Origin of the sequence: Actinocorallia sp. A-T 12471, assembly GCF_033875155.1 — a bacterium.
GTDB lineage: Bacteria > Actinomycetota > Actinomycetes > Streptosporangiales > Streptosporangiaceae > Actinocorallia.
Window position 1 is genome coordinate 447,378 of record NZ_JAWZTE010000004.1, and the last position, 22,082, is coordinate 469,459.

General features: G+C 72.2%; 20 protein-coding genes. 10 read left to right on the forward strand and 10 right to left on the reverse strand.

Annotation, left to right across the window (positions count from 1 at the left end; all coding sequences use genetic code 11):
- Positions 1-46: 46 nt before the first annotated feature.
- The 3 genes from R9X44_RS14380 (at position 47) to R9X44_RS14390 (ending at position 1,972) form a co-directional block, all read left to right on the forward strand.
- Entirely contained in the window at positions 47-1,030 is a 984-nt protein-coding gene (locus R9X44_RS14380) for a WD40 repeat domain-containing protein (protein WP_319814626.1), read from the forward strand.
- A gap of 56 nt (positions 1,031-1,086) precedes the next feature.
- A complete protein-coding gene (locus tag R9X44_RS14385; RefSeq protein WP_319814627.1) occupies positions 1,087-1,623 on the forward strand; it encodes a GNAT family N-acetyltransferase in 537 nt (178 codons plus the stop codon).
- Between the two features lie 103 nt (positions 1,624-1,726).
- Positions 1,727-1,972 carry a hypothetical protein gene (locus tag R9X44_RS14390; RefSeq protein WP_319814628.1) on the forward strand — a complete coding sequence of 82 codons (246 nt, stop codon included), beginning with the start codon at positions 1,727-1,729 and terminating at the stop codon, positions 1,970-1,972.
- A 22-nt stretch (positions 1,973-1,994) separates the two neighbouring features.
- Here R9X44_RS14390 and R9X44_RS14395 read toward each other — a convergent pair whose 3' ends face one another.
- Genes R9X44_RS14395 through R9X44_RS14410 form a run of 4 tightly spaced genes read right to left on the reverse strand, consistent with a single transcriptional unit; the run spans position 1,995 to position 6,797 of the window.
- Entirely contained in the window at positions 1,995-3,713 is a 1,719-nt protein-coding gene (locus R9X44_RS14395) for a class I adenylate-forming enzyme family protein (protein ID WP_319814629.1), read from the reverse strand.
- 30 nt (positions 3,714-3,743) lie between these two features.
- Positions 3,744-4,610: an amidohydrolase family protein gene (locus R9X44_RS14400; RefSeq protein WP_319814630.1), complete on the reverse strand. Its 867-nt coding sequence runs from the start codon at positions 4,608-4,610 to the stop codon at positions 3,744-3,746.
- The gene (locus R9X44_RS14405) at positions 4,607-5,875 is read right to left on the reverse strand and encodes an acyl-CoA dehydrogenase family protein (RefSeq protein WP_319814631.1); all 1,269 of its coding nucleotides are present in this window, start codon (positions 5,873-5,875) and stop codon (positions 4,607-4,609) included. Before R9X44_RS14405 ends, R9X44_RS14400 begins: the two co-directional genes overlap by 4 nt.
- A gap of 10 nt (positions 5,876-5,885) precedes the next feature.
- Positions 5,886-6,797: an SDR family NAD(P)-dependent oxidoreductase gene (locus tag R9X44_RS14410; protein ID WP_319814632.1), complete on the reverse strand. Its 912-nt coding sequence runs from the start codon at positions 6,795-6,797 to the stop codon at positions 5,886-5,888.
- A gap of 124 nt (positions 6,798-6,921) precedes the next feature.
- On the opposite strand from R9X44_RS14410, the gene R9X44_RS14415 reads away from it, so the two are divergent.
- The gene (locus R9X44_RS14415; protein WP_319814633.1) at positions 6,922-8,574 is read left to right on the forward strand and encodes a FadD3 family acyl-CoA ligase; all 1,653 of its coding nucleotides are present in this window, start codon (positions 6,922-6,924) and stop codon (positions 8,572-8,574) included.
- A 50-nt stretch (positions 8,575-8,624) separates the two neighbouring features.
- On the opposite strand, the gene R9X44_RS14420 is transcribed toward R9X44_RS14415, so the two are convergent.
- Positions 8,625-9,872 (reverse strand): CoA transferase, encoded by a 1,248-nt coding sequence (locus R9X44_RS14420; protein WP_319814634.1) that lies wholly within the window; start codon positions 9,870-9,872, stop codon positions 8,625-8,627.
- 73 nt (positions 9,873-9,945) lie between these two features.
- On the opposite strand from R9X44_RS14420, the gene R9X44_RS14425 reads away from it, so the two are divergent.
- The gene (locus tag R9X44_RS14425; RefSeq protein WP_319814635.1) at positions 9,946-10,764 is read left to right on the forward strand and encodes an enoyl-CoA hydratase/isomerase family protein; all 819 of its coding nucleotides are present in this window, start codon (positions 9,946-9,948) and stop codon (positions 10,762-10,764) included.
- A gap of 7 nt (positions 10,765-10,771) precedes the next feature.
- On the opposite strand, the gene R9X44_RS14430 is transcribed toward R9X44_RS14425, so the two are convergent.
- Genes R9X44_RS14430 through R9X44_RS14445 form a run of 4 tightly spaced genes read right to left on the reverse strand, consistent with a single transcriptional unit; the run spans position 10,772 to position 15,492 of the window.
- Positions 10,772-11,566: an enoyl-CoA hydratase/isomerase family protein gene (locus R9X44_RS14430; RefSeq protein WP_319814636.1), complete on the reverse strand. Its 795-nt coding sequence runs from the start codon at positions 11,564-11,566 to the stop codon at positions 10,772-10,774.
- Entirely contained in the window at positions 11,563-13,062 is a 1,500-nt protein-coding gene (locus R9X44_RS14435; protein WP_319814637.1) for a fatty acid--CoA ligase family protein, read from the reverse strand. Before R9X44_RS14435 ends, R9X44_RS14430 begins: the two co-directional genes overlap by 4 nt.
- Positions 13,063-13,087: 25 nt before the next feature.
- A complete protein-coding gene (locus R9X44_RS14440; protein WP_319814638.1) occupies positions 13,088-14,227 on the reverse strand; it encodes an acyl-CoA dehydrogenase family protein in 1,140 nt (379 codons plus the stop codon).
- Positions 14,227-15,492, reverse strand: coding sequence for a MaoC family dehydratase N-terminal domain-containing protein (locus tag R9X44_RS14445; protein WP_319814639.1), 1,266 nt, complete (start codon positions 15,490-15,492; stop codon positions 14,227-14,229). The genes R9X44_RS14440 and R9X44_RS14445 overlap by 1 nt, the downstream gene beginning before the upstream one ends.
- Before the next feature lie 89 nt (positions 15,493-15,581).
- On the opposite strand from R9X44_RS14445, the gene R9X44_RS14450 reads away from it, so the two are divergent.
- Together R9X44_RS14450 and R9X44_RS14455 are read left to right on the forward strand one after the other, a co-directional pair.
- On the forward strand, positions 15,582-16,313 hold the full coding sequence (locus tag R9X44_RS14450; RefSeq protein ID WP_319814640.1) for an enoyl-CoA hydratase/isomerase family protein: 732 nt from the start codon (positions 15,582-15,584) through the stop codon (positions 16,311-16,313).
- Positions 16,310-17,575 carry an acyl-CoA dehydrogenase family protein gene (locus tag R9X44_RS14455; RefSeq protein WP_319814641.1) on the forward strand — a complete coding sequence of 422 codons (1,266 nt, stop codon included), beginning with the start codon at positions 16,310-16,312 and terminating at the stop codon, positions 17,573-17,575. The genes R9X44_RS14450 and R9X44_RS14455 overlap by 4 nt, the downstream gene beginning before the upstream one ends.
- 106 nt (positions 17,576-17,681) lie before the next feature.
- On the opposite strand, the gene R9X44_RS14460 is transcribed toward R9X44_RS14455, so the two are convergent.
- Positions 17,682-18,431: an SDR family oxidoreductase gene (locus R9X44_RS14460; RefSeq protein ID WP_319814642.1), complete on the reverse strand. Its 750-nt coding sequence runs from the start codon at positions 18,429-18,431 to the stop codon at positions 17,682-17,684.
- Positions 18,432-18,621: 190 nt separating this feature from the next.
- Here R9X44_RS14460 and R9X44_RS14465 point away from each other — a divergent pair, with 190 nt between their 5' ends.
- The 3 genes from R9X44_RS14465 to R9X44_RS14475 are packed head-to-tail and all read left to right on the forward strand — an operon-like array spanning position 18,622 to position 22,074.
- The gene (locus tag R9X44_RS14465) at positions 18,622-20,091 is read left to right on the forward strand and encodes an aldehyde dehydrogenase (RefSeq protein ID WP_319814643.1); all 1,470 of its coding nucleotides are present in this window, start codon (positions 18,622-18,624) and stop codon (positions 20,089-20,091) included.
- On the forward strand, positions 20,081-20,902 hold the full coding sequence (locus tag R9X44_RS14470; RefSeq protein ID WP_319814644.1) for an SDR family oxidoreductase: 822 nt from the start codon (positions 20,081-20,083) through the stop codon (positions 20,900-20,902). The genes R9X44_RS14465 and R9X44_RS14470 overlap by 11 nt, the downstream gene beginning before the upstream one ends.
- Entirely contained in the window at positions 20,899-22,074 is a 1,176-nt protein-coding gene (locus R9X44_RS14475) for a cytochrome P450 (protein ID WP_319814645.1), read from the forward strand. The genes R9X44_RS14470 and R9X44_RS14475 overlap by 4 nt, the downstream gene beginning before the upstream one ends.
- Positions 22,075-22,082: the final 8 nt, after the last annotated feature.

A 22,082-nucleotide genomic window follows, 5' to 3' on the forward strand; every position in this document is an offset into this window, starting at 1 on the left:
CGTGACGGGGAAATCGGGTGGCGGAACAGGGCCGGGGCGGCGTGCCGTGCTCGTCGGGATCGGCTGGCTCGGGGTGGGCGGCCTCGGGATCGCCCACCTTCTGTCGGGCCTGCGGACGGCGCGGCCCGAGCGGCCGCCCGACGCCGTCGCACGGCCGCTCGGGCCGCCGCTCACCGGCCACGACGCGATCGTGCGCGGTGTCGCGTTCTCGCCCGACGGGACGACCGTCGCGTCCTGCGCCGACGACGCGACGGTACGGCTGTGGGACGCCCGGGCCGGGACGCCGATCGGCGGGCCGCTCACCGGGCACACCGAGCCGCTGCGCGCCGTGGCCTTCGGCCCGCACGCCCTCGCCAGCGGCGGCGTCGACGGGACTATCCGGCTGTGGGACGTCCGGGCCGGGACGTCACGCGTGCTCGACGGGTTCTCGCTCGCCGTCACGTCCCTCGCGTTCAGCCCCGACGGGCGGCTGCTCGCCGTCGGCGGCTCGGACGGCGTGGTCCGGCTGCTGCGGACCGCGTCATGGGAGCCGGACGGCGAACCCCTGACCGGCGACGCCGACGCCGTCCACGCCCTGGCGTTCACCCCCGACGCCCGCACCCTGGTGACCTGCGCCGCCGACGCGATCCGACGCTGGGACACCGCGACCCGCACCGAGACCGCCCCGCCCATCACCGCCGCCCCCGACGACTCCTTCATCTCCCTCGCGCTCAGCCCCGACGGCCGGTCCCTCGCCGCGGGCTCCTTCAGCGGCTCGATCGCCCTGCACGACCTCACGACCGACGCGCCCGCCGCCGTCCTCCCCGGCCATCGCCCGACCCCCGTCTACGCCCTCGCCTTCAGCGGCGCCCGCCTGGCCAGCGGCGGCTACGACGACACCCTCCGCCTCTGGAACCCCCGGACCCGCGCCCCCCTGGGCCCCGCCGCAACAGGCCACACCGACTCCGTCACCTCCCTCACCGTCTCCCCCGACGGCCGCACCCTCGTCACCGCCTCCGAGGACCACACCCTCCGAATATGGCGTGTGTGAACCCGCCTCCTCCTGCGATACTGCCGCCCCACCCCTCAGCCGACGAGGAGACCAGCATGATCACGTTCCGGCGCCTCCGCGAACCCGACTTCCCCCTCGTCGGACAGTGGCTCGCCGCCCCCCACGTCCGCCGCTGGTGGAACCACGACCCCTCCCCCGAGGCCGTCATCCGCGACTTCGGCCCCACCGCCCGCGACGAGGAACCCGCCGAAGACTTCATAGCCCTCCTCGACAACACCCCCCTAGGCATCGTCCAACGCTGCCTCCTGGCCTCCTACCCCGAAGACTTCGCCCTCCTCAACGCCCTGACCCCCATCCCTCCCGCCGCCGCAACCCTCGACTACCTCATAGGCGCCCCCGAAAACACCGCCCGCGGCCTGGGCCCCGCCATGATCCACGCCGCCACCACCCAACTCTGGCACGACTACCCCACCACCCCCTGCATCATCATCCCCATAGTCGCCGCCAACCGCCCCTCCTGGCGCTCCCTGGAAAAATCCGGCTACCACCGCCTAACCGAAGGCAACCTCCCCCCAGACAACCCCCAAGACCCACCCCTCCACTACCTCTACCACACCACCCGCCCCCACTAACCCGCGGTCACCGCGCTCCAGCGCACGGCACGCGCCGAATTCAGCCCGCGAGCCGAGGCGACAGCACCCAAAAGAGCAGATCGATCGGCAGCTTGTTGACGCCGTGCCGCTGCCGGAGGGGCCGCTGCGCCTGCACATCGGCTTCCTTGTGGGGTCGCGACGCACCTGGCAGAACCTTTGGAAGCCCACTATTGACGGGCTCGGGCGGCTCCTCGGCCGGACCTCACCCGACCGGCTATGGCATCCCCGTGACGGGCGCATCGTGGAGCTCGGTCTCAGCACCCGTACCGAACCGGCGCTCGGTCACGACATCGTGCTGCGTGTCCACGCGGCCCGTGCGGGCTCGTGAAGACCCGCGGGCTCTGGTGGGGTTAGGGGTTTTGGGCTTCTAGGTGGCGTTTTAGGATTTTGCCGGTTTCGTTGTAGGGGAGGGAGTCGAGGAAGGTTATGTGGGTGGGGACTTTGAAGGCGGCCAGGGTGGCGGAGACCCAGGTGCGGATTTCGGTGGGGGTTAGGGGGGTGTGGGGGGATTTGACGATGAAGGCTTTTACTTCTTGGCCTAGGGAAGGGTGGGGGGCGCCGATGACGGCGGCGTCGGTTATGGCGGGGTGTTCTAGGAGGCGGTATTCGATTTCGATGGGGTAGATGTTCTCGCCGCCGCGGATGATGAGGTCGCGCATGCGGCTTTCGAGGTAGAGGACGTTGTCGGAGATGCGGCCGTAGTCGCCGGAGCGGTACCAGCGGTCGGGGGTGAGGGCGGCGGAGGTGGCGGCGGGGTCGTTCCAGTAGCCGAGGAAGACCGAGGCGCTGCGGACGTGGATTTCGCCTATCTGGCCTTCGGGGAGGACGGCGCCGGACTCGTCGCGCACCTGGACCTCGACGGTCGGGGCGGCGGCACCCACTGAGGCGGGGTGGCCGTCCATTTCCGGGCCGTTGAGGAAGGTGCCGGAGCCCGTGGTCTCGGTCATGCCGTAGCCGTTGGTGATCTGGAGGCCCGGCATCTTGCGGGCGAACAGGCGCAGGAGTTCGGGGGCGAAGGTCGCGCCGCCGCTGCCGATGACGGTCACCTGGTCGGTGCGGTAGGCGTCGAAGTCGGGGTGGGTGAGCATGCGCCAGAAGTGGGTGGGCACGCCGGTCCACTGGGTGAGGCGGTACCGGTCGGTGACCTCAAGGGCGCGTTCGGCGTCCCATTTGCCGCGCTCGAGGATGATGAGGCGCAGGCCGTACAGCGTGGCGTTGGCGAGGGCGACGCACGCGCCGGACACGTGGAACAGCGGGTTCGCGAGGATCGAGGTGCGCTGCAGGTCGGGCGGGACCTGGCGCAGCTTCGTGCCGGTGAGCGCGGCGACCGCGCCGCCGATGCCGCCGAACATGCCGAAGTGCACGACGTTGCGGTGCGAGAGGGTGACGCCCTTCGGCCGGTTCGTCGTGCCGCTGGTGAACATGATGAGCGCGGGGTCGTCCTCGGCGATCTCCGTCGCGGTGAGGGCCCGCGCGGGTTCACCGAGCGCGAGGGCGGCGGCGTGCAGGTCGGCGAGCGACGCCGCGGCGAACTCCCCCGACGTGACGGCCTCGCTCGCGCGCAGCCGCTCCAGCGGACGGCCGAGCCCGAACACCGCCTTCGGACCGGTCAGCCGCAGCCCGTGGTCGAGTTCGGCGGGCGCCCACCAGCCGTTCAGCCCGACCGCGACCGCGCCGAGCGTGAGCGTCCCCCACAGCAGCAGCAGGTGTTCCCTGCCGTTGGCCGCGGCGACGGCGACGCGGTCACCACGTCCGATCCCGTACTCCGCCGCCAGCACCTCGGCATAAGCGCGCGCGAGCCGTGCGGTGTCCGCGAACGTCAGCGTCTCCGGCTCCGGCCCGTCAAGGACGAGATAGGCGGTGTCCGGCTCACGTTCGACGGCCGCCGCGAGCATCGCCGGGATGCTGCGCGGCCGCTGGACGAACACCTCGACGGGCGCGCCCAGCACGTCCTCGACACGCCGCTCGAACGCGCCGCCAGGCCCGCACAGCAGGTCCCACATGTCCTTGTCGAGACGCCGGTCGCCGCGCCACCGGAGGGTGACGGGCGCGGGCTTGGTTTCGGTCACGGTTCCTCCGGGGGGTGGACGGAGAGGGGGTCAGTCGAGGCCGAGCACCCGCCGCGCGTTGCCGTGCAGGAACTTCGGCCACACCTCGTCCTTGAACGGGACGGACGGCAGCTCGCGCGTGATCCGGTCGAGGGTCAGGCCCATCGGGTAGTAGCCCGCGTAAAGGATCTTGTCCGCGCCGCGCGAGTTGGCGTAGTCGACGATGTCGCGCGGGTAGTACTTCGGCGCGAACGCGCTCGTGGAGTAGTACAGGTTGGGCCAGCGCAGCATGAGCTTGACGGCGAGGTCGGTCCACGGCTCGCAGCCGTGCCTGGTGACCAGGACGAGTTCCGGAAAGTCGTACATGACCTCGTCCAGGTACTCGACCTTCTGCGGTTCGAACGGGACGCGCGGGCCGGGAATCCCCGCGCACACGAAGATCGGCAGCCCGAGTTCCACGCATTTGGCGTAGACCGGGTACATCTTCTTGTCGTTGATCGCGACCTGCGGGCTGAGCCCTGCCGGGAACACGTCGACCGCACGGATGCCGAGGTCCCGGTGCGCGGCGGTGATCTCGCGGAGCGCGTCGACGCCCTTGTTCGGGTCGACCGACAGGCTCCCGACGAACCTGTCGGGGAACTCGGTGACGGCCCTGCGCCCGTCCTCGCCCCTGACCCCGACGAGCCCGACCGCGATCCCGTGCGCGTCCATCTGCCCGAGGGTCACCGCGACGGGATCGGGCAGCGGCTCCCCGTCCCCGGAGGGCGCGTCCTTGAACAGATACCCGGCGGGCATCGCAAGGTCGGCCGACTCCGCGTCCTTGGTGTTGCGGGTGATGAACGCGTACGTGGCCTTCGGGTCACGCATCGGGAACCCGATCATCGTGTCGATGATCGGCTGTCCGTCGAGAACGCTCATGGTCGGTCCCCTCCCCTGCGGCGGCGTGCGGTGAGCTCACGGAACGGGACGTCACGGTCGGGCTGTCTGCGCCGTGGCAGCCCGAGTATCCGTTCGGCGATCGCGTTGAGCTGGATGAAGTCGGTGCCGCCGCCGATCCGCAGGCCCTGCGCGCTCAGCAGCTGCTGCTGCCACGCGCCGCCGTCGGGCGCGTCGGCTCCGGCAAGGAGCGCGCTTTCGCCCTCGATCTCCAGGGCCGCCAACGCCGCCTCGTGGGCGCGCCGCGCGACGAGCAGCTTCATGATCGACCCTTCCGGGCCGGGCGGGACGCCGCGCGCTATCGCGGCCCGCATCTTCAGCCCGAGGAACCGCAGGATCTCGTCAAGGGTGAACACCTCGGCGACGCGCTGTCTGACGAGCGGGTCGTCGGCCCTGCCGTGCGCCTGGGCCAGCGCCAGCAGCGCGCGCGCCTTCTCGCCGCCTCCGCCGCCGATCATGGCCCGTTCCGCGGCGAGTGTGGTGTGCACGACCTTCCAACCGCCGTCCACCTCGCCGACGACCTGGGCGGCGGGGACGCGGACGGCGTCAAGGAAGACCTCGTTGAAGTGGTACGACCCGTTCATCTGCCGCAGCGGCCGCACCTCGATCCCCGGCGAGCGCATGTCCACGAGGAAGTAGGTGATGCCCTGATGCTTCGGCACGTCGGTGTTGGTGCGGGCGAGCAGGATCGCCCAGTCGGCGACCCGCGCGCTGGACGTCCAGACCTTCTGGCCGGTGACCACCCACTCGCCGGCCGCCTCGTCGAGGACGGCGCGGGTGCGCAGCGCGGCGAGGTCGGAGCCCGCCTCGGGCTCGCTGTACAGCTGGCACCAGACGCGCTCGCCGCGCAGCAGCGGGCCGAGATGCGCGGCGCACTGGCTCGCGGTGCCGTGCCGCATCAGGGTCGGCCCGACCATCTTCAGCCCGATCAGCAGCGGGCCGGTGGAGACGTCGGCGAGGTCGCTCTCCTCGGCGAAGACCGCCTCCTGGGCGGGGGTGCCGCCGCGGCCGCCGAACGCGGCGGGCCAGGAGATCCCGGCCCAGCCGCCCGCGTGCAGCGCGGCCTGCCATGCCTTGGCCGCCTCGACGCTGGCGAGCTCCGCCTTCTCGTACTCCTCGGCGGTGTCGGCGTGCTCGAAGTGCAGCCGGTGCCTTACCTTGCCCGCGTGCGCGGGCGCGTGCTGGGCGAGCCAGGCCCTTGCCTCCGCGCGGAAGGCGGCGAGTTCCGGGGTGTCGGTGGCGTCCACGGTTCGCACCTCAGCGCAGGCCGGGGGCGCGGGTGTGGAAGACGTCGGTGGCGATCCGATCGCCGAGCCTTGTCGCGTCCCATCGCTTCTCGTTCGCGCTGATCGTGGCTGCCTCGCGCCAGCCCTCCATCAGATGGATCTTGTCGTGGATCGCGCGGATCACCTGCCCGCTGACGTGCTGGGCCTGATCGCTCGCCAGCCACGCGACGAGCGGCGACGAGCCCGCCGGGTCCATCGGGTGGTACTCGTCCTCGGCGAGGTCGTCGGGCTCGAACGCCTTCAGGTCCCTGCCCATCGTCGCGGTCAGCCGGGTCATGCCGCCGGGCCCGACCGCGTTGACCGTCACGCCGAACTTGGCGAGTTCGAGGCTTGTGGTGAGGGTCAGGCCGACGATCGCGGCCTTGGCCGTCGCGTAGTTCGACTGGCCGAAGTTGCCGGCCAGGCCCGCGCCGGACGTGGTGTTGATGACCCGTCCGGTGAAGGTCTCCCCGGCCTGCGCGCGGGCCCGCCACCGCTTGGCGGCGAGATGCGTCATCAGCCAGGTCCCGCGCACGTGGACGCGCATGACGGCGTCGAAGTCCTCCACCGACATGTTCCAGATGACTTTGTCGCGGGCGATCCCCGCGTTGTTGACGAGCACGTCGAGGCGTCCGAACTCCGCGACCGTCCGGTCCACGAGCGCGGTCGCCTGCGCCTCGTCGGCCACGTCGGCGAAGTCCGCGACGGCCCGGCCGCCGCGCTTGACGATCAGGTCCGCGACCTCCTCGGCGTCGCGCCCCGCGCCCTCCCCCCGCACACTCGTGCCGAGGTCGGCGACGACGACCGTCGCGCCGTGCCTGGCCAGCTCGAGCGCGTGCCCACGGCCGATGCCGTGGGCGGCCCCGGTCACCACGGCGACCTTGTTCTCCAGCAAGCGCGACACCTGAGCCTCCCAGCCGTGAGCCAGAGCGCCGGAGACCGGCGACTCGACCGTGCAGAATGTATATGTTATTGAAGATACTGACGAGTGTCTGCCCCCTCGCCCCACCCTTTTGCGGAGGCCCCCGGTGCCGGAACCCACCCCACCCCCCGACGGCTTCACCGACCCCCGGGGCGACCTGCGCTGGGGCACCACCGGGACGCTGCTCGCCGACGCCGCCGCCAGGCTCGGCGACGCCGAGGCGATCGTGGACGGCGACCTCACACTGACGTTCACCGCACTCGACGCCGCCGTCACCGAAGCCGCGCGGGCGTTCCTCGCGGCAGGGCTCGGCAGGGGCGACCGCGTCGCGGTCTGGGCCCCGAACACCGCGCGCTGGATCGTCGCCGCGCTCGGCCTCCAGCGCGCGGGCGGGGTGCTGGTACCGCTGAACACAAGGTTCCAGGGCAGGGAGGCGGCGTACGTCCTGCGCAAGAGCCGGGCCCGTGTCCTGTGCGTGGTCGGCGAGTTCCTTGGGCGGAACTACCCTTCGTCGCTTACGGCGGCCGCAGGCCGTCCCCAGGGAAGGCTGCCGTACGCGGGGCTGCCCGACCTCACAAAGGTCGTGCTCCTTGACGACGCCGCCGCGCGCTCCCCCCTCACCACGTGGGCGGACTTCCTCCGCGAGGGTGCTTCCGTGCCCGTAGAAGCCGTCGTGGCACGCGCCGCCGAACTCGGCCCAGAAGACCTCTCGGACATGCTGTTCACCTCCGGCACGACCGGCAACCCCAAGGGCGCGATGTGCACGCACGGGCAGACGCTGCGCGCGTACGCGGTGTGGGCCGCGGTCGTCGGGCTGCGCGAGGGCGACAGGTACCTCGTGGTGAACCCGTTCTTCCACGGGTTCGGCTACAAGGCGGGCTGGCTCGCGTCCCTCATCGTCGGCGCGACGGTCCTGCCCGCCAAGACCCTCGACGTGCCCGAGGTGCTGCGGGTCGCGCGCGCGGAGCGGGTCACCGTGCTCCCCGGCACCCCCACGCTCTACCAGACCATGCTCGAGCACCCCGACTTCACCGCCGACGGCGTCGCGCACCTTCGCCTCGCCGTCACGGGCGCGGCGAACGTCCCGCCCGCGCTGCTCTACCGCATCCGCGACGAGCTCGGCTTCGCGCACATCGTCACCGGCTACGGCCTCACCGAGTCGTGCGCGATCGTCTCCATGTGCCGCTACGACGACCCCCTCGAGGTCGTGGCGAGCACGGCCGGCCGTCCGCTGCCCGGCCTAGAGGTGCGGGTCGCCGACGGCTCGGGCAAGCCCGTCCCCACCGGCCTCGAAGGGGAGATCCTTGTGCGGGGCTACACGGTGATGAAGGGCTACTTCGGCGAGGAGTCCGAGACCGCCGCGACCGTCGACGCCGAAGGCTGGCTGCACACCGGCGACGTCGGCGTCGTGGACGCCCAGGGCCGCGTCCGGATCACCGACCGGATCAAGGACATGTTCATCGTCGGCGGCTTCAACGCCTACCCCGCCGAGATCGAGAAGGTCCTCGACGCGCACGAGAAGGTCGCGCGCAGCGCCGTCGTCGGCATCCCCGACGAACGCATGGGCGAGGTCGGCGCGGCGTTCGTCGTGCCGCGCCGCGACACCCTCGTCGACCCCGAGGAGATCCTCGCCTGGGCCCGCGCCAACCTCGCCAACTACAAGGTCCCCCGCCAGGTCCACGTGGTCGGCGAGCTCCCCACGAACGCCGCGGGCAAGGTCCTCAAGACCGTCCTGCGCACCCGCCTCACCCATCCCTGACGGGCAGGGCCGGGCGGCGGCCCTGGCGCGTTCGGGCCGCCGCCCGGAGCTCAGGAGCCCAGGGCGCCGGAGGCGCGCAGGGCGGCGAGGCGTGCCGCGTCGTAGCCGAGGACGTCGCGGAGGATCTCCGCGGTGTGCTGGCCGGGCTCGGGGGCCGGGCGGGTAGCGGCGGGCGGGGCCTCGCCGACGACGCGGACCGGGAACGGCAGCTGGTCGGCGACCAGCCGGGACGCGGGCTGCCACGGCATCCGGTCGGCGAACTGGGGGTCGGCGGCGATCGAGGCCGGGGTGTTGGCCGGGCCGATCGGCACGTCCGCGCTCAGACCGAGGTCGATCCACTCGGCGGTGGTCCGCGTCGCGAAGATCCCGGCGAGTTCGTGCCGGAGCGCGAGGTCGCCGCGCGCGTGGTCGGCGAGGGGCGCGCCGGGGTTGGCCGCGAAGAGGTCGTCGCGGCCGATCGCCGCGCAGAAGTTCTTCCAGAACTTGCGCTCGGACGCCATGAACAGCACATGGCCGTCCTTGGAGGCGTAGAACTGGTAGCGGACGCCGTGTTCCATCCCGGCCGTGCCGGGCGGGCGGCGTTCCAGGCCGTCGGCGGGGTTGCCGGTGACCTCCGACTCGGGGCGCTCATAGGCGCGGTGGCCCTCGCTGCGCAGCCAGTCGAACGCGGCCGCCGCGTCGGACTGGGCGACCTCGAGGTGGCAGCCCTCGCCGGTCTCGCGGGCCTTCAGGACGGCGGCGAGGATCGCGGCGGTGCCGAACAGGGGGCCGGCGGTGATGCCGATGGAGGTGTGGTCGGGGATCGTGGGCAGGCCGTCCGGGCCGGGGACGGGGGCGACGGTCCCGGCCCAGGCATCGTAGGCGATGCCGTGGGAGGGCAGGTCGCGGTAGGGGCCGGTCATGCCGTAGCCGGAGATGGTGAACATGACGACCTTCGGGTTCGCCGCGCGCAGCGCCGGGTAGCCCAGGCCGCGCCGGTCGAGGCCGCCGGGCCGCATCGCCTCGACCACGACGTCGGCGTCCTTGACCAGGTCGAGGAAGACCGCCCTGCCGTCGTCGGTGCGCAGGTCGAGCACGATGCTGCGCTTGCCCCTGCTGATGTGCAGGTGCAGCAGCGACTTTCCCTCCACGATCGGCCACGACATGGCCCGGATGTAGTCGCCCGACGGCGGCTCGACCTTGATCACGTCGGCGCCGAGATCGGCGAGCGGCGTGGACACCGCGCCGGGACCGAGCATCGAGCATTCGACAACCCGCAGCCCGGACAGCAGCCCGCCGCCCCTGATCGCCTCGGCCACGACGGCTCCCTTCCGTAGATTGTTTATTATATTAAAACTACAACTCACCGGCTGTCGTCGTTTTGGAGGGCCCATGTCCGACAGGTACCCGTCAGCCGACGGGCTCGCCGTCACCGTCGAGGGCGGCGTCCTGAAGCTCACCCTCGACCGGCCGCAGCGCCGCAACGTCCTCGATGACGTCTCCATGGCCGCCCTCATCAGCGCGCTTGAGCGGGCCGCCACCGACGACGACCTGCGCGCGGTCCTGCTCACCGGCAGCGGCGACGACTTCTGCGGCGGCTTCGACATCGTCGGACGCAACCGCAGATCCCCCGACGCGCCCAAACCGCGCACGGGAAGCATCCAGCGCCGCATGCCGAACCAGGCGAACCGCCTCATCCCGCTGCTGCTCGACCTCCAGCTGCCCGTGGTCTGCGCGGTGCGCGGCTGGGCCGTCGGGATCGGCGCACAGCTCGCGCTCGCCGCCGACTTCACCGTCACCGCCGAGGACGCCGTGTTCTGGTACCCGTTCCTGCGGCGCGGCTTCACCCCCGACTCGGGCAGCACCTGGCTGCTCCCCCGCGTCGTCGGCGTCGCCCGCGCGCGGGAACTGCTCATGCTCGACCGCCGTCTTTCTGGCGCGGAGGCCGTCGCCTGGGGCATCGCGCACACCGCCGTCCCCGCCGGGAAGGTCGCCGAGACCGCCGACGAGCTCGTCGCCCGCCTCGCCGACGGCCCGACCGTCGCGCTCGGCCTGACCAAGGCGCTGCTCGCCGCGGCCCCCGACCACGACCTGCGCCGCCACCTCGCCGACGAGAGTTACGCCATGGAGCTCAGCTCCCGCAGCCCCGACTTCCGCGAGGGCATGGCGGCCTTCGCCGAACGCCGTCCACCGCGCTTCACGGGCCGCTGAGCCCGCGTCAGAGGGTCTTCCAGCGGGGCTCGCGCTTCTCGGCGAAGGCCGCGGGCCCCTCGGTCTGGTCGGGGTGGCCCCACAGGCCCGTCAGCTCGGCCGCGCCCGCGCGGCACGCCTCGGTGAGGCCGGATTCCAGCGCGCCCCACAAAGCGCGCTTGGTCGCGGCGAGGGCGGCCGGGGAGTTGCGGGCGACCTTCTCGGCGAGCTCCTGCGCCGCCTCGTGCAGCCGCTCGGGCGGATCGACCACCTCGCTGACCATGCCGAGTTCCAGCGCGCGGGCCGCGCTCATCCGCTCGTGCCTGCCGACCAGCGCCATCCGCAGGACGGCTTCGGCGGGCATCTTGCGCATGAGCGCGATCGTCTCGATCGCGCTGGTCTGCCCGACCGACACGTGCGGGTCGGTGAACTGCGCGTCCGACGCGGCGAGCACGATGTCGGCGTCGGCGACGAAGTGCAGCCCGCCGCCCGCGCAGATCCCGTTCACCGCCGCGATCACCGGCTTGTCGATGCCGAGGTGCCAGCTGGTGAAGCCGAGGTCCCATGCCTCGACCGAGGCCCGGTAGCGTTCCATGCCCTTGCCGTCGGTCGCCAGCTCGCGCACGTCAGCGCCGGTCTGGAACGCCGCGCCGTTGGCGGCGTTGACGATGACGCGCACCTCGGGGTCGGCGGCCAGTTCCGTCCATGCCTGCCGTAGTTCGTCACGCATCGCGTTGTTCATCGCGTTGCGCACCTCGGGCCGGTTGAACAGCAGCCATCCGACGCGTCCGCGCCGCTCCACCTGAAGGGTCCGATAGCTCACGTCGCGTTCCGTTCTCGTTCGCGTTCCGTCAGGGGGTCTGCCGCGACGAGCTCACGCCGCAGCACCTTGCCGATCTCGGTGCGCGGGAAGTCCGCGACGAACCGGAACGCGACGGGCACCTTGTACCCGGCGAGTTCCCGGCGCGCGTACTCCGCGAGGGCCGCCTCGTCGGGCGTGGTCCCGGCCCTGGGCCTGATCCACGCGACGGGCACTTCGCCGAGCCGCGCGTCCGGCACGCCCGCGACGCACGCGTCGGCGACTTCGGGGTGGCCGCGCAGCACGTCCTCGACCTCCTGCGGCACGATCTTCAGCCCGCCCCGGTTGACCATGTCCGACACCCGGCCCTCGATCCACAGGAACCCGTCGGCGTCGAGGCGGCCAAGGTCGCCGGTGCGCAGGTGGCCTTCGGCGTCCACGCGGCCTTCCGCGTCGCCGGTGGCGAACGGGGACCTGATCCAGATCTCGCCGGTCTCGCCGGGCGGGAGCGGTGTCCCGTCGTCGGCGGCGATCCGGATGTCGACGCCGGGGTGGGCGCGGCCGACCGCGCCGAGCTTGGCCGCGCCGAACGCGCGCACGTCGGCGGCCGTCCATCCGGCGACCTCGCTGCCGAGCTCGGTCTGGCCATAGGAGTTGAGGACGTCGACCCCGAACTTGCCGTGGAACGCGCGGGCCTGGGCGGGCGCGAGCGGCGCGGTCACCGATCTGACCAGCCGCAGCGGGCCGAGGTCGACGACGTCGGGGTGCTCGACGAGCATCGCCATCATCGCCGGGGCCAGCACGGTCGAGCGGATGCCGAAGCGGCGGACGAGCGCGGCGTACGCGACGGGTTCGAACCGGTCCATCAGGATCGCCGGAGCGCCCACCCGGAACGCGAACAGCAGGTTCCACGCGCCCGCCCACAGCGCCTGCGAGCTGGGGATGAGGTTCGGCATCGGCGCCCTGCCGCCCGCCTTGCCGCCCCTGAGCTTGGCGATGACGGTGTCGATGCCGTCGCGGACGCCCTCGTGGGTGAGCACGACGGGCTTTGACGCGCCGGTCGTCCCCGAGGTGCGGATGACGATCGCGGCGTCCGGCCCGAAGGAGGCGGGCTCGCCCCGGTCGGGCGCGCACGCGGCGGTCCACACGCCGGGCTCGCGCTCGCGCAGCGTGTCGAACCCGTCGGGTACGTGCGTACCGGGCCCCGCGACGACCACGGCGGGCCGGGACGCGGCGAGGTGCGCGGCGACCTCACGCGCGGTGAGCCGCCCGTTCACCGGGACGTACACGCCGCCCGCGAGCCATGTCGCGAACATCGCGGTGACCGCGCGGACCCCCTCGTCCACGACGCACGCGACGGGCTGCCCGCCGACGGGTCCGAGCCGTCCCGCGAGGACCCGCGCCGCCGCCATCAGCGCGCTAAGGGTCAGCTCGTCATCGACGCCGTAGAGAACCGGGGTGTCGCGCGCGGCGGGATGGCCGATGAGGAAGTCGGCGAGACCGCCCGGGGTCGACTTCACCGCGACCGCCTTTCGAGGGGGAGGGTCACCGCGCGGCCAGCAGGCCGGCGAGGCGTTCGGTGTGCTCCTCGGGACGGCCGAGCAGCTCACGTCCCGTCCAAGCGCGCTTGTAGTACAGGTGGGCGTCGTGCTCCCAGGTGAAGCCGATGCCGCCGTGCAGCTGGATCATCTCGGCCGTCACCGCGACGTAAGCCTCCGCGCAGTAGGAAGCGGCCACGGAGACGACGACGGGCAGCTCGGGAAGGCCGGGCAGGCGTACGAAGGCGTCGCCGTCCAGCCCGAGCGCGGCGGCCTGCGCGGCGGCTTCGGCGGCCGACCTCGCCGACTCGGTCTTGACGAGCAGGTCGGCGCACTTCTGCTTGAACGCCTGGAAGGAGCCGATGGGCCTGCCGAACTGCACACGTGTCTTGCCGTGGGCGACGGTCAGCTCAAGGCAGCGTGCGGCTCCGCCCGCCTGTTCGGCGGCCAGAAGCGCGCGCGCTACGTCGAGGGCGAGGGTGAGGGGCGCTGTGGCGTCGCCCCGACCGATGCGGGCGGCGGGGGCGTCGGCGAAGTCGAGCCTTGCCAGCTTCCTGGTGAGGTCGAGGCTGGTGAGCGGGGTCGCGGTGACGCCGTCGGCGCGGGACTCGACGGCGAAGACGCCGATCCCGTCGGCGGTCCTGGCGGGCACGAAGATCACGTCGGCGGAGGCGCCGTCCACGACGAACCCCGCGGAGCCGGTGACCGTGGGCCCGTCGGGTCCCTCGGACGCCTCGGGCATGACGCCGTCGGGCAGCGGGCGGCCGTGGACGTCGGCGGTGGCGACCGTCGCGACGAAGGTCCCGGCGGCAAGGCCAGGCAGGTACCGTTTGGCCGCCTCCGGGTCGTCAAGGGCGAGCAGGAGGGGCACGGCGAGGGCCGAGACGGCGAAGAGCGGCGCGCACAGCAGCGCACGGCCCGCCTCCTCGAACACCACGCCCGCCTCCACCGCGGTGAACCCGCCGCCGCCGTACTCCTCGGGCACGAGGAACCCGGCGAGCCCGAGTTCCCGGGACAGCCGCCGCCACTCCTTGGGGCTCCACCCGCGCGCCGACGCCATGTGCGCCCTGACCGTCGCGGACGGCGAGAGGTCGGCGAACGCCGCGCGCAAAGACTCGCGCAGCAGCCCGAGGTCGTCGTCGCCCATCAGTCGCGCCCCTCGAACCTGTCGATGACCGCGGTGAACGCCGACTCAAGGCCGGTCGCCGCGCCGGGCGGCTCGGGCAGCGTGACGGGCCCGTGCTCACGGCTCGGCAGCAGGATCGTCGCCGACGCGGGCGAGGTCACCTCGCCGCGCTGGTTCCTGGTCCGCAGCTCAAGATCGACGGCGGGGCGGCCGCCTTCGGCGAGGAACTTCGAGACGACCTCGCCCTCCACCCACTGGACGTCGCCCACGTAGTTGAACTTGCGGAACTCCACGCGCATCCGCCACAGCCAGGCGGCGTCGCCCATCCAGTCGGTGCAGGCGTGGATGATCCAGGTCTCCCGCATCCGGCCGTAGTCGAACGTCGTCGGATTGCCCGACTTGCGGGCGTAGGACGGGTCCCAGTGGACGCGCTGCATCGCGTCGGGGACGCCGAGTTCGTCGCGGTGGTAGAAGCGCGGGATGCGTTGACGGTTGCGGTAGGCGAGGCGGAGGGGGGCGACGTCGTACATGCCCATGCCCATGCCGACGTGCCAGCAGACCATGTCCGTCACCGTCAGCGGGCCCTTGACGAGCGGGCCCACCGGGTCGCCGATCCGGACGTCCTCCCAGTAGCGGGGTTCCGCGCCGCGCGGCTTCTCCGTCGCGTACTGGGCGTCGAGCTCGGCGATGCGCTCCTCGGTCCAGGGCTCGATCGCTACTTCTGCATATTTTCTACGTTCTCGGGCCTTCTCGCGCTCGGTCCGATACATCATCCGGTACTGCGCGCCGAGCAGCGTGCCGGTCTCGGTCTGGAACGCCTGGGCGGTCCACTCCTGGACGCCGCGCCCGCCGAACTCGCTCGGCCTGTCCTTCACCCCGACGAGCGCGGTGCGCCGCCGCACCCGTTGGCCGGCGGTGAGCGGGGCCCACCACTCGCGCTCGCTCGCGGCGTAGAAGGCGTGCACGCCGCGCAGCGGGTCGCCCTTGAGTTCGTCCTGGCGGGCGAGTTCGGCGTCGGTGAGGGCGTCCTCGCCGATGAGGCTGTCGCCGCCGACCAGGGCCGGAGGCGCGATCGCGGCCTTCCAGCGGGTCGTCTCGGCGTAGGCCGGGTCGCAGTAGAGCGGGTTGTCGTCGCCGTAGGAGCGGGCGACGTGCCGGAAGGCGTCCTCGCCCGGCCTGCGGTAGTGCGGCGGCGCGGGATACAGCTGCGGGACTCCGATCCGCGACCGCAGCAGGGCGACGCCCTCGTCCGTAATCCTGCCAGAAACGACACTGCCAGAAGCCACCCGACCGTCCCCTCGCAAGCCGCCGCGCCGGGGGCGCGGCCTCAGTGAACGCTGCCGACGCTAGCACCGGTGTGATAAATGTATCAAATATGAAGAATACTCCAGCGTCCCCCGAGGGGGCGCGGGACGCGGGACTGCGCGTGGAGCGCGCCGGACCCGTCGGCTGGCTCGTCTTCGACCGGCCGCACCGGGGCAACGCCATGGACGCCGCGATGATGGCCCGCCTCCCCGAGGCGTGGGCCGAGCTCGACGCCGACCCGGCCGTGCGCGTCATCTGCGTGACCGGCGAAGGCAGCGCGTTCCAGACCGGCCTCGACGTCGCACAGCTCGCCAAGGACCCCGGGGCCCTGCGCGAGATGTCCCGGCGCACGAAGCGGGCGGACCTCAGGCTGACGGCCTGGCACCTCGGCGTCGCCAAACCCGTCGTGACCGCCGTCAACGGGGTGTGCGCGGGCGGCGGGCTGCACTTCGTCGCCGACTCCGACGTCGTCATCGCCTCCACCCGCGCGTCGTTCCTCGACCCGCACGTCAGCGTCGGGCAGGTCAGCGCGTTCGAGACGATCGGCCTCGCCAGGCGCGCGAGCTTCACCCCGGTCGCCCGCATGGCGCTGACCGGCGCGCACGAGCGGATCGGCGCGGCCGACGCGCTGCGGCTCGGCTGGGTCAGCGAGGTCGTCGCGCCCGAGGAGCTGCGCCCGGCCGCGCAGGCGCTCGCCGAGCGGATCGCCGAGCACCCGCCCGAGGTGCTCGCCGCGGTGAAACGCGCCCTTTGGCGCGGCCTTGAGACAGGACTGAGCGAGGCGAGAGGGGTCCCCCGATGAGTGACGCGCTGCGGAACGCCGCCACCGAAGACGACGTGCGCGACGCCGTCACCGCGTGGATCGCCGAGGCGGTCCCGGCCGCCTGGCGGGCGGCGGGTGAGCGCGGCGGCGCGCAGGAGGTGCGCAAGGCGCGTACCCCCGACGAATACCGGGCCTGGTATCCGGCGTTCGCCGCGTCGGGCCTCGTCGTCCCGCAGTGGCCCGTCGAGTACGGCGGCCTGGGCTGGGCGCGTCGCCTCGCGCAGGCCGCGGAACGCCTCCTCGCGCCCTACCACCTGCCCCGGCTCAACCCGCTCGGCCTCAACCTGACGGCCGCCGCCCTCTTCGCGCACGGCACCCACGAGCAGCGGCTCCGCTTCCTGCCGCCGATCGTCGCCAACACCGAGGTGTGGTGCCAGCTGTTCAGCGAGCCCGGCGCGGGCTCGGACCTCGCGTCCCTGGCCACCCGCGCCGAACGCGCCGGGGACGGCTGGCGCGTCACCGGCCAGAAGGTCTGGACGACCTGGGCGCACCTCGCCGACTACGGCGTCCTGCTCGCCCGTACCAACCCCGAAGCCCCCAAACGCTCAGGGATCACCTACTTCCTGATCGAACTCGACCAACCGGGCGTCGACGTCCGTCCGCTGAAGCACATCGGCGGCGAGGTCGACTTCAACGAGGTCTACCTTGACGGCGCGTTCGTCCCCGACGCGCAGCGGATCGGACCCGTCGACGGGGGGTGGAAGGTCGCGCGCGCCACGCTCAGCGGGGAGCGGCAGATGGTGTCCGGCTCGGGGTCGGGCGGCGTCGACAGGATCGGCGGTTCGGGAACCCGTCGGCTGATCGGGCTCGCGATCGAGCGGTCGGCCCAGGGCCTGCCTTACGGCTGGGACGACCGCGCCACCCGGCACGGGCTCGTCAGGCTGTGGGGCGAGGAGCAGATCCGCGCGTGGACCAACACACGGGTGCGGGCCGGGCTCAAGGCGGGTCTGCCGCCCGGCCCGGAGAGTTCCATCGGCAAGGTGCACGGCTCGGAGCTGAACCAGCGCGTCCAGGAGGCCGCCGCGCGCATGCTCGGCCTCTCCGGAACCGCGTGGGAGGGCGGCGACTACCCCGACGGGATGCCCGCCGAGATCAGGGGCCTGCTGCGCAGCCGCGCCAACACCATCGAGGGCGGCACCAGCGAGGTCAACAAGAACATCCTCGCCGAACGGGTGCTCGGCCTGCCCAAGGAACCCGACCCGTACGAGGGCCTGCCCTGGCGTGAGGTCCCGCGCGGCTGACCCGGCCCGGTGCGCGGGCGGCCCGACGAAGTCGGGCCCTCGAAAGCCCGCGCACCGGGCCCAGACGAGTACGGCCCGTCCCGCATCCGGGACGGGCCGCAGAGCCTCAGATGCGGACGATGTGGCCGCCGTCCACCGCGAAGATCTGGCCGGTCACCCACGACGCCTCGTCCGACAGCAGGAACCTGAGCGCCCCCACATGGTCCTCCGGCGTGCCAAGCCGCTTGATGGCGAGGCCCTGCACCATCGGCTCGACGAACCCCTCGGGGACGACCTGGCGGGTCGCGGCGGTGTCCGTCGGGCCCGGCGCGATCGCGTTGACCCGGATGTTCATCCAGCCCATCTCGGCCGCGAGGTTCACCGTCAGGCTGTTCACCGCCGCCTTGGCGATCGAGTAGAACCCGCCAGCCATCCACGCCGCCGTGGACGACTGGTTGACGATCGCCCCTCCCCCGCGCCTGCGCATGCTCCGGTACACCGCGCGCGTGCAGTGCAGCGCCCCGTTCATGTTCACCGCCATGAACTTCTCGTAGTACCCGAAGTCCACCTTGAGCAGCGACTCGATCTGCATCCCGCCGTAGATCGCCGCGTTGTTCACCAGATAATCGACCCCGCCGAACGCCTCCTCGGCCGCCGTCGCCATCGCCACGGTGCTCTCGGCGTCGGACACATCGGTCCTAACAGCGAGCGCCACCCCACCCGCCCCCTCGATCTCCTTGGCCACCCGCCGCGCCTGCTCCTCATTGAGATCCGCGACAACGACCTTCGCGCCCTCCTCAGCCAGCGACTTGGCATACGCCTCGCCGATGCCCTGTCCTGCACCGGTCACAACGGCGACCTTGTCAACAAAGCGCATGTGCGCGCCCTCCTCCGGGGGACCACTGGGGTGTGGGGGTGGGTCGGTCGCGGGGGCCGCAGCCGCGCGGTGGGCATTGGCAGACCCACGAATTGCTAATAATATACATCATCAAGTTTTCAAAATCAGATCCGCGGCCCTTCCGCGCTGGGCTCGCGGCGTCCCTCGACCACACAGACGTGGAGACACCATGACATCGGACGCCCCCCGCGAGGAACCGCTTCTCATAGACGGGTCTGTGACGCCCGCGGCCGACGGCCGCACGTTCCCCAACGTCAACCCGGCGACCGAGGAGGTCATCGGGTACACCGCCGACGCCGGACCCGTCGACATGGACCGCGCGATCGCCGCCGCCCGCCGCGCCTTTGACGAGACCTCCTGGTCGACCGACCTCGCGTTCCGGGTCCGCTGCCTGCGCCAGCTGCGCGAGGGGCTGGAGCGGCACGCCGACGAGCTGCGCGCGGTCGTCGTCGCCGAGGTCGGCACGCCCGTCATGCTCACGCACGGGCCGCAGCTCGACAGTCCCGTCGAGGGGCTCGGGTGGTTCGCCGACCTCGCCGAGTCCTACGCGTGGGAGACCGACCTGGGGACCGCGACCCCGATGGGCATCCGGACGCACCGGGTCCTGCGCCGCGAGGCCGTCGGCGTCGTCGGGGCGATCACGCCGTGGAACTTTCCCGTCCAGATCGTGCTGGCCAAGGTCGGCCCGGCCCTGGCGGCGGGCAACACCGTCGTGCTCAAGCCGGCCCCGGACACGCCGTGGAACGCCACGATCCTCGGGCGGATCGTCGCCGAGGAGACCGACATCCCGGCCGGGGTGTTCAACGTCGTCGTCGGGTCGTCGCACGAGCTCGGGGCGCAGCTGTCCGCCGACCCGCGCGTGGACCTGGTGTCCTTCACCGGCTCGACCGCGACGGGCCGCAGCGTCATGCGGGCGGGCGCGGAGCACATCAAGAAGGTGTTCCTCGAGCTCGGCGGCAAGTCCGCGCTCCTGGCGCTCGACGACGCCGACATGAAGACCGTCATCGGGAACGCGGCCTTCCAGATCACCACCCACGCCGGGCAGGGCTGCGCGATCCTGACCCGGCTCGTCCTGCCGCGCGCCCGCTACGACGAGGGCGTCGAGCTGCTCGTCCAGACGCTCGGCGGCTGGCCGTACGGCGACCCCGCCGACCCGGGCGTCCTCATGGGCCCGCTCATCAGCGAGCGGCAGCGTCAGCGGGTGCTCGGGTACATCGACAAGGGCGTCAGCGAGGGCGCGACGGTCGCCGTCGGCGGGGGCGTCCCGGCGCACCTTGAGCGCGGCTACTTCGTGGAGCCGACCGTCCTCACCGGCGTCACCCCTGACGCGACGGTCGCGCAGGAGGAGATCTTCGGGCCGGTCCTGGCCGTCCTCGCCCACGACGGTGACGACGACGCCGTCCGCATCGCCAACGACTCCGCGTACGGGCTGTCGGGGATGGTGGTGAGCGCGTCGGAGGACAGGGCGCGCGCCGTCGCCGAAAGGGTGCGCACCGGGACGATCTCGGTGAACGGCGGCCTGTACTACGGCGCTGACGTGCCGTTCGGCGGCTACCGGCAGAGCGGCGTCGGCCGGGAGAGCGGCCTGGCCGGATTCGAGGAGTACCTGGAGATCAAGGCCATCGCTTATGGCCGCTGACCTGCCCGACGGAAGGAAGACCATGGGCCTTCAGGGCGCGCGTGTCCTGGTGAGCGGGGCGTCGGCGGGCATCGGGCGGGCGTTCGCGCTCGGCGCGGTGCGGGCCGGCGCGCGGGTCGTGCTCGCCGCCCGACGTCAGGCCGAGCTGGAGAAAGCCTGCGACGAGGCGGGCGGCGGCCACCCCGTCGCGGTCGACCTCACCGACCCCGACGGCGCGGCCCGGCTCGCCGCGGCCGCCGCCGACGCGCTCGGCGGGCTCGACCTCGTCGTCTCCTGCGTCGGCGTCGCGCCCCTGCGGATGCTCGCCGACACCGACGACGCCGACTGGGAACACGTCTTCGCCGCCAATGTGATCGGCACCCACCGGCTGCTGCGCGCGTGCCTGCCCCTCCTCGCCCCCTCGGCGATGGTGATGGCGCTGTCGTCGGAGACCGTCGTACAACCGCGCACAGGGCTCGGCGCGTACGCGACGAGTAAGGCGGCCCTGGAAAGGCTGCTCGCCGGTTGGCGCATCGAACACCCCTGGACGAGGTTCACCACGGTGACGATCGGCGCGACATTCCCCACCGACTTCGGCAACGCCTTCGAAGGCGACCTGCTGATGCGCGTCCTTGACGACTGGGCAGTACGCGGCCTCGCCCAGGAGCAGATGATGGACCCGCAGGACGTCGCCGACGTCCTGCTCGGCACCGCGGAGACCGCGCTGGGCAGGCCCGGCGTGTGCCTCGAACACCTGACCGTCCGCTCGCCCTCGCCCGTCGTGGGCACGTTCGCGACGTCGCTGTCACCCTTCACCGGAGAGACACCGTGATCGAGTACAACCCGTTCCACCGCGCGACAGTACGCGACCCGTTCCCCGTCTACCGACGGCTGCGTGACGAAGCACCCGTCTACCACAACGAAGAACTCGGCTTCTGGGCGCTGACCCGCTACGACGACGTCGTCGCCGCGCACCTCGACGTCGAGACCTACTCCAGCGCGCACGGCGTCACCATCGAGGGCGTCGACCAGGGCGCGCCGTTCCTCATCGTCAAGGACCCGCCCGAGCACACCATGCACCGCAAGATCGTCGCCCGGCTGTTCACGCCGCGCCGGATCGCGGCGCTGGAACCGTTCATCCGCAGGACCGCCGCCGACCTCCTCGACAAGCTCGACGGGGTCGCCGAGTTCGACCTGGTCGAGCACTTCTCGTTCCGGCTCCCCCTCGACGTCATCAGCGAGCTGATCGGCATCCCCGCCGACAAGCGCGAGCGCATCCACCACCTCAGCGACCGCGTCGCCGCGCGCACCGAGGACAACAAGACGCCCGAGGACGCCTTCACCGCGAGCGCCGAACTGTGGTCGCTGCTCGCCGAACTGGTCGCCGAGCGGCGGCGGAACCCCGGCGACGACGTCATCACCCTGCTGATGAACACGCCCGTCGAGGAGGAGGACGGCTCCACCCGCTCCCTCGGCGACGGCGAACTCGCCTCACGGTTCCTCGAACTCGCCTTCGCCGGGCACGAGACAGTCGCCAAACTCATCCCCAACGGGGTCATCGCGCTCAGCCGGTTCCCTGACGCGCGGCGTGCCCTCGTGGCGGACCCGTCGCTGATCGGGAACGGGGTCGAGGAGATGCTCCGCTACGACCCGCCGTCGCACTACCAGGGCCGCTGGACGACCCGTGACGTCACGCTGCACGGGACCGTCATCCCGGCCGACCAGCGGGTCATCCTGGTGACGGGATCGGCGATCAGGGACGAGCGCAAATACCCGGAACCCGAGGTGTTCGACATTCACCGGGACATCGACCGGCATGTCGCGTTCGGGTTTGGCCGTCACCTGTGCCTCGGCGCGTCCCTCGCCAGACTGGAGACCCGGATCGCGTTCGAGGAGCTGCTGAAGCGCTTCCCCGACTTCGACTACGACGCCGACGGCATGGAGTGGGCCTACTCGAGCAACGTCCGGGGCCTGGCCAAACTGCCCGTGCGCGTCATCTCCTGACCTCCCCG